12 protein-coding genes are annotated in these 12,859 nt (G+C 66.5%); 4 read left to right on the plus strand and 8 right to left on the minus strand.

Going from position 1 to position 12,859, the window contains the following annotated elements; genetic code table 11:
* Positions 1-26 precede the first annotated feature (26 nt).
* The 4 genes from NY08_RS07385 to NY08_RS07400 form a co-directional block, all read right to left on the minus strand.
* Entirely contained in the window at positions 27-953 is a 927-nt protein-coding gene (locus NY08_RS07385; protein ID WP_235387135.1) for a lysophospholipid acyltransferase family protein, read from the minus strand.
* Positions 950-1,768 carry a GNAT family N-acetyltransferase gene (locus tag NY08_RS07390; RefSeq protein WP_045195662.1) on the minus strand — a complete coding sequence of 273 codons (819 nt, stop codon included), beginning with the start codon at positions 1,766-1,768 and terminating at the stop codon, positions 950-952. The genes NY08_RS07385 and NY08_RS07390 overlap by 4 nt, the downstream gene beginning before the upstream one ends.
* Before the next feature lie 146 nt (positions 1,769-1,914).
* Positions 1,915-2,871: an electron transfer flavoprotein subunit alpha/FixB family protein gene (locus NY08_RS07395; RefSeq protein ID WP_032397739.1), complete on the minus strand. Its 957-nt coding sequence runs from the start codon at positions 2,869-2,871 to the stop codon at positions 1,915-1,917.
* 42 nt (positions 2,872-2,913) lie between these two features.
* A complete protein-coding gene (locus tag NY08_RS07400; RefSeq protein WP_032397738.1) occupies positions 2,914-3,714 on the minus strand; it encodes an electron transfer flavoprotein subunit beta/FixA family protein in 801 nt (266 codons plus the stop codon).
* A 155-nt stretch (positions 3,715-3,869) separates the two neighbouring features.
* On the opposite strand from NY08_RS07400, the gene NY08_RS07405 reads away from it, so the two are divergent.
* From NY08_RS07405 to NY08_RS07415, 3 genes are read left to right on the plus strand one after another with little or no spacing between them, the layout of a single operon-like run.
* On the plus strand, positions 3,870-4,709 hold the full coding sequence (locus NY08_RS07405; protein ID WP_045195664.1) for a class I SAM-dependent methyltransferase: 840 nt from the start codon (positions 3,870-3,872) through the stop codon (positions 4,707-4,709).
* 23 nt (positions 4,710-4,732) lie between these two features.
* Positions 4,733-6,265: a 1,4-alpha-glucan branching protein domain-containing protein gene (locus NY08_RS07410; RefSeq protein ID WP_045199921.1), complete on the plus strand. Its 1,533-nt coding sequence runs from the start codon at positions 4,733-4,735 to the stop codon at positions 6,263-6,265.
* Positions 6,262-7,509, plus strand: a complete 1,248-nt coding sequence (locus tag NY08_RS07415; protein ID WP_045195666.1) for a glycosyltransferase family 4 protein — start codon at positions 6,262-6,264, stop codon at positions 7,507-7,509. The genes NY08_RS07410 and NY08_RS07415 overlap by 4 nt, the downstream gene beginning before the upstream one ends.
* Positions 7,510-7,520: 11 nt before the next feature.
* Here NY08_RS07415 and NY08_RS07420 read toward each other — a convergent pair whose 3' ends face one another.
* A complete protein-coding gene (locus tag NY08_RS07420) occupies positions 7,521-8,282 on the minus strand; it encodes an acyltransferase (RefSeq protein ID WP_032397734.1) in 762 nt (253 codons plus the stop codon).
* A gap of 149 nt (positions 8,283-8,431) precedes the next feature.
* Here NY08_RS07420 and NY08_RS07425 point away from each other — a divergent pair, with 149 nt between their 5' ends.
* Positions 8,432-9,754 carry an outer membrane protein assembly factor BamB family protein gene (locus NY08_RS07425; protein ID WP_045195668.1) on the plus strand — a complete coding sequence of 441 codons (1,323 nt, stop codon included), beginning with the start codon at positions 8,432-8,434 and terminating at the stop codon, positions 9,752-9,754.
* Here NY08_RS07425 and NY08_RS07430 read toward each other — a convergent pair.
* Genes NY08_RS07430 through NY08_RS07440 form a run of 3 tightly spaced genes read right to left on the minus strand, consistent with a single transcriptional unit; the run spans position 9,742 to position 12,850 of the window.
* Positions 9,742-10,914 (minus strand): THUMP-like domain-containing protein, encoded by a 1,173-nt coding sequence (locus NY08_RS07430; RefSeq protein ID WP_045195670.1) that lies wholly within the window; start codon positions 10,912-10,914, stop codon positions 9,742-9,744. The genes NY08_RS07425 and NY08_RS07430 overlap by 13 nt on opposite strands.
* A 39-nt stretch (positions 10,915-10,953) precedes the next feature.
* Positions 10,954-12,012 (minus strand): class I SAM-dependent methyltransferase, encoded by a 1,059-nt coding sequence (locus NY08_RS07435; protein WP_032397731.1) that lies wholly within the window; start codon positions 12,010-12,012, stop codon positions 10,954-10,956.
* Positions 12,013-12,070: 58 nt separating this feature from the next.
* Positions 12,071-12,850 (minus strand): enoyl-CoA hydratase/isomerase family protein, encoded by a 780-nt coding sequence (locus NY08_RS07440; RefSeq protein ID WP_045195673.1) that lies wholly within the window; start codon positions 12,848-12,850, stop codon positions 12,071-12,073.
* Positions 12,851-12,859 lie beyond the last annotated feature (9 nt).

Genomic DNA, 12,859 nt, shown 5'->3' on the forward strand with positions numbered 1-12,859 from the left:
CCGCGGTCACGGTGATCGATGCTCGTTCAGGCCGCCGCAACCGTCGGCGGCATCGGCCTGCGTTCGGACTCGGCCATCACCTCGTGCACGGTGGGGTCGAAGACGTCCTTCCCGTATCGTTCCGAAAGCTCCACTCCGTCGCGTCGAATCGCCACCTCGCATCGTCGAGCGAGGTCGCGTCGATCGCCACCGGGTGCCTCCGGGGCGGTGAACTCCACCTCGGCACGCAGGCCTCGCAATCGGAAGATCCGGCCGATGGATGCGCCGATCGTCTCGTCCCCCACGAAGCACGTTGCGGTGGTCTGTTCGCCGGTCCGGTCGAGGTAGCGCAGTCGAATCGGCTGTACCCAGGTCTCCGAATCGATCGCGGCCTGAAGCAGCGCAGGCCGAAGCGAGCCGTAAGCGCGACCACACCAGGTGGTGGCTTCGGGGAAGACGACGACCGATCCGCCTGCGCGGACGCGATCGGCCACCTGATCGACGACGCCGGGGAGCTGATGCAGTCGAGCTCGATCGATCGGAAGTACCTTCATGGCCCGCGCGAGGCGGCCGAGCACCGGCCAGTCGATGAGGTCGGCACGCGCGACGAAGGTCGACGGCTGTACTGCAGTGAGTACCACGACGTCGGTCCAGGAGATGTGACCGGCGACGTGCAGTGCGCCTGCAGCGGTTCGGGAGCGTTCCCGCTCCGAGCGGGCGTCGAGCACGGTCAGGTCGATTCCGATGGCGAACAGCAGGGTCCGAGCGCCGATCCGCGTCAGCGAACGGCGAACCCGCGGGAACGGGACCCCGAGGACGACCAGCACCGGCAGTAACCCGAACGCGGCCAGCGCCAGTACGACTCGCAGCACGAGGACGATTCGTCCCACCGTCGGTGGGTTCTTCGGCAGACAGCCGTCACTGCACGGCGACGACGGCATCCACGCGTGCGCGTGCTCGATCGGTCGAGTCACCGGACACCCGACTCGAACGTCGTTGCTGCCGAGCGCAAGCGGTCGAGATAGCGAGTGTTGGCCTCGTGCAGGCCGAGCACCGCGACGAAGTCCGCGACTCCGAATTCGGGATCGTGGGCGGGCTCACCACAGATGGAGGCACCGAGCCGAAGGTAGCCGTTCATCAACGGCGGCATCGACGTTCGCGCCGCGGGTTCGATGTCGATCAAGTCCACCCCGTCGACGACGACCGGAGAGTACGGCCTGACCCGACGGTCGAGCGGCGTGGCGTGCTTGCTCAACAGGCGGTCTCGAACACTGCGAACGTTGGCCCCGATGGGGTCCCCCGGTGCCGACTGCATGGGCACCGACACGCAGCCCATCACCCACTCGTATCCCGTCACATCGAGGTAGTGCAGGATTCCTGCCCACATGAGCCCCAGGACGGATCCGGACCGATGATCGGGATGAACTGCAGCCCTTCCCATTTCGACGATATTCATGCCGACGGGATCGAGTGCGGATATATCGAATTCGGTTGCCGTGTAATACCCACCGGCAGAGACGGCGGCCTGCGGCGGCAACATGCGGTAGCAGCCGACGAACGTGTCGGTCCACTGGTCACGAACGAGCAGGTGATCACAGAATTCGTCGAACCGATCGGCGTCGAGGCCGTCGGTATCGGTGGGAACGGAAAATCCCGGCTCGGAAGCGAACACCTCGTAGCGCAGACGCTGCGCGGCGAGTCGGTGCTCCGGGTCGGTGGACAACACGAGCGAGTAGCGGTCGGTGGCCGGGACGATCGATGCAGTCGAGCTCATGACGGAAGTGGTCATGAGGTGTGTCTAACGAGCGGGGAAGGCCACCGGGCATCGTCGGGGAAACGTGTCGGAAGAGTTTGCGTGAACAAGGTTGCGCCGATCGACACGACAGGCCCTCACCGCGCGGGCGGTGAGGACCTGTCGGGGAACAGCGCTCGGAGCTATCCCTTGTGCTTCTTGACTGCCTCGGTCAGCTGCGGTGCGACGTTGAAGAGGTCACCGACGATGCCGTAGTCGGCGATCTCGAAGATGGGCGCTTCCTCGTCCTTGTTGACAGCGACGATCGTCTTCGAGGTCTGCATGCCTGCACGGTGCTGGATGGCTCCGGAGATACCCAGTGCGACGTACAGCTGTGGGGAGACGGTCTTACCCGTCTGACCCACCTGGAACTGGCCCGGGTAGTAGCCGGAGTCGACAGCGGCGCGCGAAGCACCGACTGCGGCACCGAGCGAGTCGGCCAGCTCCTCGACGACGGAGAACTTGTCGGCACTGCCGACACCGCGTCCACCGGACACGACGACCGACGCCTCGGTGAGCTCCGGACGGTCGCCGCCGACGATCGGGTCACGCGAGGTGACCTTGACGGCCCCTTCTTCCTGCGCGGGGACCTCGACGGTTTCGCGGGTGCCCGCTCCGGCCTTCGGCTCGGCCTCGACTGCACCGGGGCGCAGCGAGATGACCGGAACGTCGCCGTTGGCCTTGGCCTCGACGGTGAACGCGCCACCGAAGATGGAGTAGACGGCACTGCCGTCGCCGTTCAGTGCGACGACGTCGTTGTGGTAGCCCGAGCCGAGGCGTGCTGCGAGTCGACCCGCAACTTCCTTGCCCTCGATCGTGGCTGCGGTGATGATCGCCGCAGGCGAGACCGACTCCGCAAGAGCCGACAGCACGTCGACCTTCGGGGTGACCAGGAATCCGTCGACCGCGTCGGATTCGGCGGCGTAGATCTTCTCGGCACCGGCTTCGGTCAGCGCGTCGGCGACCTTGTCGGTGGTGCCGACCGGGCCGGTGACGACCGCGGACGGCTCACCCAGCGCACGAGCGGCGGTGATCAGCTCGGTGCTGACCTTCTTCAGTGTTCCCTCGACGTGCTCCACGAGCACGAGTACTTCTGCCATGACTTGCTCCTCGTTTGTCTTCGATTGCTCGGTGGGGCGGGATCAGATGATCTTCTGGCCGACGAGGTAGGTGGCGATCTTGTCGCCGCCGTCGCCCTCGTCGGTGAGCCGCTCGCCTGCAGTCTTGGGAGGCTTGGGGGTGGACGACGTGACGGTCGTTCCCGCGTTGTCGACGCCGACGATGCCGTCCTCGACACCGATGTCGGCCAGCGTGATGGTCTGCACCGTCTTCTTCTTGGCGGCCATGATGCCCTTGAACGACGGGAAGCGCGGTTCGTTGATCTTCTCGGTGACGCTCACGATGGCGGGCAACGCGGCTTCGAGGCCGAAGATGCCTTCGTCGGTCTCCCGCTCGCCGGTGACCTTGCCGTCCGCGACGGTGAGCTTGCGCAGCTGCGTCAGGGCCGGGATCTGCAGGTATTCGGCGATGATCGCCGGAACGGCACCGGTGCGGCCGTCGGTGGCCTCGTTGCCTGCGATGATGAGATCGGCCGGCTCGTCGTTCTCGAATGCGACGTTGCCGAGCGCTGCGGCCAGCGCGTACCCGGTCTGGATCGCGTCGGAGCCGTGCAGGGTCGGGTCGTTGAGGTGCACTGCGCTGTCTGCACCCATCGACAGGGCCTTGCGGATGGCATCGGTGGCGCGATCGGGGCCTGCGGACAGAACCTTGACCTCACCGCCTTGGGCTTCCTTGATGAGCAGTGCCTCTTCGACGGCCCGCTCGTTGATCTCGTCGAGGACGGCGTCGGCAGCCTCGCGATCGAGGGTGTAGTCACCGTCGGTGAGCTTGCGCTCGGACCACGTGTCTGGAACCTGCTTGATCAAAACAACGATGTTCGTCATGGGTCTGCGTCGACCTCCTGGTCATGTTCTGCTGATCGTGAGTGTTCTAACGGTTCGTGCAGTTCTACGGTCTGGGACGAGGTTACCTCACCGTAGTTACCCGTGGGTAACATACCTCCCTGCCTGTCCGACCATACATCTGTACCCCGACTGTTATGGAGACCACGTTGGCTTACCTCCCCCGCGTCTCCACTAACCTTTCGTCGGTGAACGATTCATCGGCTCAGGCACCGGCACCGGCACCACTGCCCCTCACCGGGGAGCGCACCGTGCCCGGCATCGCCGAGGAGAACTACTGGTTCCGCCGCCACGAGGTGGTCTACCGCGCACTCGTCGAGCACTGCCGCGACCGAACGGTGCTGGAAGCGGGATCGGGAGAAGGCTACGGAGCCAACATGATTGCCGATGTCGCGACGACAGTCCTCGGTCTCGACTACGACAGGTCGGCCGCCGCGCACGTGCACGCCCGCTACCCGAGGGTGACGATGCTGCGCGGCAACCTCGACCGCCTCCCGGTCGCCGATTCCTCGATCGAGGTCGTCGTCAATTTCCAGGTGATCGAGCACCTCTGGGATCAGGGTGCGTTCCTCGCCGAGGTGCACCGGGTGCTCGCGCCCGGCGGCATTCTGTTGATCAGCACGCCCAACCGCATCACGTTCTCGCCCGGACGCGACACCCCGCTCAACCCGTTCCACACCCGCGAACTCGACGCGGCCGAACTCACCGAGCTTCTCGTGGACGCTCGGCTCGAGGTCGACGAACTCACCGGAGTCCGGCACGGACGCACGCTGGCCGCACTCGACGCCAAGCACGGCGGTTCGTTCATCGACGCACAGATCGAACGGGCCCTGGCCGGTGAGCCCTGGCCGGCCGAACTCACCGAGGACGTCGCGGCCATCTCGATCGAGGACTTCGACATCGCCGCCGACCGCATCGACGACAGCCTCGATCTGGTCGCCGTCGCCCGCAAGAGTTCGAGCGCGGTGATCGGGTGACATCCGGTGCCACCGTGCCGGGCATGTTCTCCCTCGTGCTGCACTCCCACCTGCCGTGGCTGGCCAATCACGGGCGCTGGCCCGTCGGCGAGGAATGGCTGTACCAGTCCTGGGCGGACTGCTATCTACCGATCACCGAGGCGCTCGAGCGGCTGGCCGAGGACGGCCACGGCAACGTGCTCTCGCTGGGGGTCACCCCGGTACTGGCCGCTCAACTCGACGATCCACACTGCCTGTCCGGAATGCACCACTGGCTCGGGAACTGGCAGCTCAGAGCCCACGAGGCGACAGACCGAGACCTGTCCGTTCGGGAACACCGAGGTTCTGCCGCCGCGCTCGATCGATTCGAGACCCGGTGGCGGCACGGCGGGTCCGCGGTCCTTCGACCGCTGATCGACACCGGAACCGTCGAACTGCTGGGCGGCCCGTTGGCGCACCCGTTCCAGCCGCTGCTCGATCCCCGACTGCGCGCCTTCTCGCTCCGAGAAGGACTGCTCGACGCCCACACCCGGTGGGGCACAACGCCACGAGGGATCTGGGCACCCGAATGCGGATTCACCCCGGGCATGGAAACCGAGTACGCCGCGGCCGGGGTCTCGCACTTCATGGTCGACGGTCCGGCAATGCGCGGAGACACCTCCCTCGGCAGGCCGGTGTGGGACTCCGACGTCGTCGCGTTCGGACGCGATCTCCCGGTCAGCTACCGCGTGTGGTCACCGAAGTCCGGCTATCCCGGCCACGGTTCCTATCGGGATTTCCACACCTACGATCACGCCACCGGTCTCAAACCGGCCCGGGTCACCGGCCGCTCGGTCGCGTCGAACGACAAGGCTCCCTACGACCCCGAACGGGCCGCAGCGACGGTGGACCGTCACGTCGCCGACTTCGTCGATGTGGTGCGCAGGCGGTTGATCTCCGAATCCGAGCGCATCGGACGCGACGCCCTGGTCGTCGCAGCATTCGACACCGAGCTGTTCGGGCACTGGTGGCACGAGGGCCCACAGTGGCTCGGCAAGCTCATGCGCGCGCTTCCCGCCGCAGGCATCACCGTCGGCACGCTGAACGACGCCCGCGAGCAGGGTTACGTCGGGGCGCCGCTCGAACTGCAGGATTCGTCGTGGGGATCGGGCAAGGACTGGCGCGTGTGGGCGGGCGACGACGTAGCCGATCTGGTCGCGCTCAATTCCGAGGTGTCCCGGGCCGCTCTCGACGCCGTCGATACCGCCCGAGACGCTCGGCGTCGCGCCGGTGGACCCGAACTACGCAATCGCGTCAACGATCAGATACTGCGTGAGACACTGATGGCCGTGGCCAGCGACTGGGCATTCATGGTCAGCAAGGATTCCGCCGCAGGCTACGCGCGGGAGCGGGCGCACGTCCATGCACATGCGCTGCGCGAGATCGCTGCCGCGGCCGCAGCTGGATCACCTGTCCGTGCAGACGAGTTGGCTCGGCAATGGAACCGCGCGGACGGACTGTTTCCTGCGTTGGATGCGCGCCGGCTGCCCGGTGCACACGGTGGCCGTGAGCGAGAAGGTGCAGGGGGGCGTCGATGAAAATCCTGATGGTGTCGTGGGAGTACCCACCCGTTGTGGTCGGCGGACTCGGCCGGCACGTGCACCACCTGGCAACCGGGTTGGTTCGATGCGGGCACGAGGTCGTGGTTCTGTCGCGTCGCCCCACCGGAACCGACGCCGCCTCCCACCCGACGTCTCACCACATCGAGGACGGGGTGCTCGTCGTCGCCGTCGCCGAGGACCCGGCCCACTTCGTCTTCGGGGAGGACATGCTCGCATGGACCCTCGCGATGGGGCACGCGATGGTGCGTGCCGGCGTCGCGCTGGGAAAGCCCGGTCTGGGTGACGGTTGGCAGCCCGACGTCGTTCATGCCCACGACTGGCTCGTCGCACACCCGGCGATCGCACTCGCCGAGTTCTACGACGTACCGCTCGTCTCGACCATCCACGCCACCGAGGCCGGACGCCACAGCGGGTGGATATCCGGGCGCGTCAACCGCCAGGTGCACTCCGTCGAGTGGTGGCTCGCCAACGATTCCGATGCGGTGATCGCCTGCTCGACATCGATGAAGGACGAGGTCACCACCCTGTTCGGAGTATCGGAGTCGTCGGTGAAGGTGATTCGCAACGGAATCGACCGCTCCACCTGGCACTTTCGGCGACGAGAGCCTCGATCCGAGCCGGCCAAGTTGCTCTACGTCGGCCGCCTCGAGTACGAGAAGGGCATCCAGGATGCCATCGCAGCTCTGCCCCGCATCCGACGGAGCCACCCGGGTACCACCCTGCACATCGCCGGCGAAGGAACACAGTTCGCCTGGTTGGCCGGGCTGGCGCGCACGCACCGGGTTGCCCGCGCTGTGTCGTTTCTGGGCAATCTCGACCACACCGAACTCCTCGGCTGGCTGCACGGAGCCGACGCCATCGTCCTGCCCAGTCGGTACGAACCTTTCGGCATCATCGCGCTGGAGGCCGCGGCCGCGGGCACCCCGCTGGTCGCGTCCACGGCAGGCGGTCTGGGTGAAGCGATCGTCGACGGCGTGACCGGCCTGTCCTTCGAGCCCGGCGACGTCGGCGGGCTGGCCGCTGCAGTGCGGCGCGTTCTCGACAATGCGGACGCCGCACAGGAGAGGGCCGTGGCCGCCCGCGAACGCCTCACCGTCGACTTCGACTGGAAGCGCGTCGCCGAGACGACCGCCCAGGTCTATCTGGAAGCCAAACGCAAAGTTCGGCATCCGTTGGCCCGACCGCACATCGTCGAGCGCGCTCTGCCCGGCCGTACCTGAGACCAGCAGGGTCAGTTCTCTCGTGCCGCCTCGGCCTGTCCGAGCGCCTTCTTGCGAGCGATATCCTCCAGCGCGGCAATGTATTTCGCGCGTTCGGCGGCACCGGCTTCCCAGGCGACCTTGCGATTGCGGACGACCTTGGCCGGGGCACCGACCGCGATGCTGTAATCCGGGATCTCACCCTTGACCACGGCATGGGCTCCTAGCACGCAGCCCCGACCGATCCGGGTCTCGCGCAGAATCGTCACCTTGGCCGCGATCCACGTGTCCGGCCCGATTCTCACCGGCCCCTTGACGATTCCCTGATCCTTGATCGGCATGTTCACATCGTCCATCCGATGATCGAAATCGCAGATGTAGCACCAGTCGGCCACCAGCGTCGACGCGCCGATCTCGATGTCGAGGTAGGTGTTGACGACGTTGTCCTTGCCGAAGACCACCTTGTCGCCGATCCGCAGCGAACCCTCGTGGCAGCGAATGGCATTGCCGTCGCCGATGTGTACCCAGCGCCCGATCTCGAGGCGCGAGAGCTCGGGAGTGGAGTGGATCTCGACGTTCTTGCCGAGAAACACCATGCCCTTGAGGATCACGTGCGGATTGGCCAGCTTGAACTTCGCGAGGCGGTAGTAGCGCACCAGGTACCACGGCGTGTACGCCTTGTTGGCGAGCACCCAGTCGAGGGACGCACGCGTGAGGAACCGCGCCTGGTCGGTGTCGCGTCGTCTCGACCCGCGCCAGCGTGTCCGCAGCGGCGCGTTCCACATACTCGTCATGGTGGTTCACCCTAGTTTCTCGTTCGCCCGCTCTCTGCCGCCACCCTCACGCGGGCTAGGGTTGTCTGTCGACCGTTGCTCGTCGGCGGAACGAACACAGACGCCCCGGCACCGTGTCGGGCACGGACTCGAGTCATGGGGAGCGATCGATGCGCGGCGTCAGGGCCAACGGTAGGACCGGCAGAAAGGTCACCGCTTTCGCAGCAGCGCTGGCGCTGGTGACCGTGAGCGGCTGTGGTACCGACACCTCGGCGATAGAGCCGCTCTCTCCCGATTCGTGGCCTGCAGCGCACGCGAATTCCCACAACAGCGCCACCACCGGGGTGTCGGTGTCGACCCCACTGTCCCTGGACTGGACGCGCCCCACCGGCGGCACGGTGACCTCCCCGGTGTCCATCGGATCGACCGGTCAGATGTTCGTCACGGCCGCCACCGAATCCGGTTGCAACCTCTTCTCGTTCGAGATCGACTCCGCCCGTAAACGCTGGTGCAATCGCGTCGGACCGTCCGTCGTCACTGCAACGCCGACGGTCGATTCGGCGATCAACGTCTACATCGGCGACGACGGCGGCATGAACTCGTACAACGACCACGGCCAACTACGTTGGCGCACACCGGTGTACGGAGTGCCCAAGTCCGCGCAGTTCCTCGGGGACGGCAGCGTGCTCTCGATCACCCAGATGGGGCAGGTCAGCGTTCTGGATTCGCAGAACGGGCAACTTCGAGTACCGATTCTCGATCTCGTTCCGACACCGAACTTCCTGACCGACCCGAATTCGGATTTTCTGCCGGTCGATACCGGACTCGACCGGTGCAGCTCGGGCGGATCCGAGTGCCCGGTACCCGCCGCACCCGCCGTCGACGCCGCGACCGGGTCGATCTACCTGACCCTGTGGCGTCCGGGTTCGATTGCACCGCAACTCGTTTCACTGCAGTACGAACGTGATGGCACGCCAGGGCTCGTCGAGCGTTGGTCCTCGGACCTGCTGCCCGCCGGGATCGCGTCCAGTCCGGTGCTGTCCCAGGACGGATCGACGGTCTACCTGGCCGATGTCGACGGCAGGCTGACCGCGTTCGACACCGCCGACGGGCGACAGAAGTGGACCGAGGGTACCGGCCTCGGCATCGGTGCCGCTCCGTCGATCGCCTCGGACGGCACGATCGTGCCGTCGGGCGGCGACGGCACTCTCGTCGGCTTGCGCGACAACGGAGATTCGGCCGAGCGAGTCTGGGTCCGCGACGACGTTCAACAGGCAGGCACGGCAGCTCAATCCGCCGACGGGCGCGGCCATACCGTCGTCCGTGAGGACGACGGACTGGCGCTGCTCACGTTCGACGCGGCCACCGGTGAGACGGTGGATGTGCAGCCCGTTCCCGACGTCGTCGGCACCACCGTCGGAACGTCGATCGGCCCGGACGGCCAGGTCGTCACCGCGAGCTACCTCGGCGAGATCTTCACCTACACGGGCTGACCGACAGCCCCCGGCGCGCAGACGAACGCCACCGCGGACCGATCGACTCGGGCGATCACCACCGACAGAGCCACGGATCCCCGAAGTTTGAGCTTGGGCCGCAGCAGCGCCGGATCCACGTCGACTCCGCGGACCAGAATTTCCACCGAGCCGCAGTCCATCCGATTCAGTTGTTGCCGAAGCACCTTCTCCGAGAACTTGGACTGCTCCAGAATCCGAAACCCGCGCACCCCGGCCGGGACCGTGTCGCCGGTCAGATACGCGATTCTCGGATCGAGTTGCCACAGACCGAATCTGGCACCGTAGTGCCGAACCAAACCGGCCCTGACCACCGCGCCGTCGGGATCGACGATGTAGCTGCCTGGGGGCCAAACCGGAATGTCGTCGGATTCCGAATCGGTGATCTCGAACACACCGCCGTCGGACCGAAGGACCGCAGCACGTCGCCGAACACCGTTCTCGCTCAACCCTTCCGACCAGAGGCACGCCTCTCGCACTCCCCCGTCCAGCGAGACCACCTCGACCTCACCCGCCCAGTCGACAGAGTCGAAATCCAGGCCGGGCGCACATTTGACGACCAGGTCTCGGCCTCGATAGGCGTCGAGCAGGTCCGGTAGCGGTGGTTGCAACGCTGCCGGGTCGTGGCGTCGCCGCCCACCCGCTCGGCGGCCGGGATCGGCGACGACGACGGTGTCACGCGTCGTCGGGGTCAGTGCGTCGGCGCGCAGTACGGTGGCGTCCGGGACGTTGTGTGCGGCCATCCGAAGCCGAATCGGGTCCAGATCGCTGCCCACCGCCAACTCCGCGGTGCCGATCAGGACCGACAGTTCGCTGCCGATCGAACACGTGACATCGTGCACCCGTCGTCCGGCTAGTCGAGCGGCCCGCCTGCGTGCGACGAGCGTCGGCGTTGCCTGCTGCACCGCCTCGTCGGTGACCCACCATCGGTCGGAGTCGAGTAGTTTCACCCGCGCCTTGCGGCGGACGGTCACGGTTTCGATCAGGGCACCCGCGTGGGGGGGGAATCGCTCCCGGATCGAGGAGATGTCTCGCACCGCTGTTCTCGTACCGAATTCGAGGCCGTCCGCAGCGTCGAGTGCCTCGATGCCGACCTCGCTGTGCATGAAATCGAGGTCGGCATCGGTGAAGTCATATCCCACGGCAGGCCCCGCCGTCGACCCCTGCGGCGTGACTGCCTGTCAATCGCGAGGTGCAGGCTTGGTGCCGGTGATCATCACGTTGTAGAACAGCCCGCGCGGCACCACGTGTTGCAGCACGTTCTCGTCGACCCAGCTCAGTGTCTTCCAACCACCGAAGGCGAACTTGGCCCAGTTCCACCCCAGCTTGCCCGCTGGCACTGCGGCCTCGAAGGTCCGCACCGGCCAGCCGAGGAGAGCGGCGGCGAACTCCTCGGTGTTGGCCTGCACGGACTCCGCACCGGCCGAGAGCGCGATGTGCTCGAGATCGGTCGGATCGAACGTGTGCAGGTCGACGACGGCTTCGAGTGCCGCTGCTCGCGAGGACTCGTCGAGCTCTTCCTGGGGCTTGCGCCAGCTCGCCAGGAACGGGAGCTTGGTTGCGCGGGTGGTCGCCTCCCACGTGATGCGTCCGAGCCAGCGTGCGTAGAAGTTGCCGACGGTGGTGGGTTCGCCCGCGAAGACGAAGCGACCGCCCGGCTTGAGCACCCGCAACACCTCACGCAGGGACTGTTCGACGTCCGGGATGTGGTGGAGGACGGCGTGCCCGACGACGAGATCGAACGTGTTGTCGTCGTACGGAATCGTCTCCGCGTCGGCGACGCGGCCGTCGACGTCCAGGCCGAGGTGCTCGGCGTTGCGAAGTGCGACCTTGACCATGCCGGGCGAGAGGTCGGTGACCGAGCCCTTCTCCGCTATCCCGGCCTGCATCAGGTTGAGCAGGAAGAATCCGGTACCGCAACCCAGTTCGAGCGCGCGGCCGTACGGCACGTCGGACTGTGCGGAGGCGTCGCCGGAGACGGCCTGATCGAACCTGCCGCGTGCGTAGTCGATGCATCGCTCGTCGTAGGAAATCGACCACTTGTCGTCGTAGGTCTCGGCTTCCCAATCGTGGTACAGCACCTGCGCCAGTTTGGTGTCCGAGCGTGCAGCCTCGACCTGCTCGGCAGTGGCGTGCGGATTCGGGGCGGGATCGACCTGGCGGTCATCGGACTCGGCCGAGGCCAGGGACGTCGAGTTCGAGAGCGAGCGATCGACACCGTCGTGGGGGCTTGCAGTCATCAGGCGAGCCTACTATCCGGTAGCTGTGGAACAACTCTTCTCCGGTCGGGCCGGTGCTTCACCGCCCGGTGAAGGTCGCTTTTCCAGGGCCGTCGGCCACGAACGACGTCATGCCGACGGTGCGATCCTCGGTGGCGAACAGGGCCGCGAACTGCTGGGCCTCGATTCGCAGACCGGTGGTGAGATCGACGTCGAGCCCCTGGTCGATCGACGCTTTGGCCGCTGCGAGCGCTCGCGATGCACCCGTGGTGAACTGCATGGCCCAGGTGCGGGCGGCGTTGTACACCTCGTCCGGTGCCACCACCTCGTCCACCAAGCCGATGCGCAGCGCTTCCTCGGCACCGACGAAGCGGCCGGTGAAGACCATGTCCTTGGCACGGCTCGGGCCGATCAACCGGGCCAGCCGTTGGGTGCCGCCGCCGCCGGGGATGACGCCGAGCAGCACCTCGGGGACACCGAATTTCGCGTTGTCGCCCGCGATCCGACGATCTGCTCCCAGCGCGACCTCGAGCCCACCACCGAGTGCGTATCCGGTCACCGCGGCAACGACGGGCTTGGGAACGGTGCTCAGCGAGCCGAGAGCGGACTGCAGATCCTCGGCGATGGCAGCCATCTCGGCCGCGGACAACGACACCATCTCCTTGATGTCGGCACCGGCCGCGAACACCTTCTCGCCGCCGTAGACGACGACGGCCTTGACCTCGGAATTCACGGTGGCCTCACGCGCCGCCGCGCGAATCTCCTCCTGCATCTGCCGGTTCAATGCGTTCATCGGTGGGCGATCCAGGCGGATGGTGCCGATACCGTCCGATACCTCGAGATTCACGAACTCAGCCATGGGCCGAAA

The organism is Rhodococcus sp. B7740 (genome assembly GCF_000954115.1).
Taxonomy (GTDB): Bacteria; Actinomycetota; Actinomycetes; order Mycobacteriales; family Mycobacteriaceae; genus Rhodococcoides.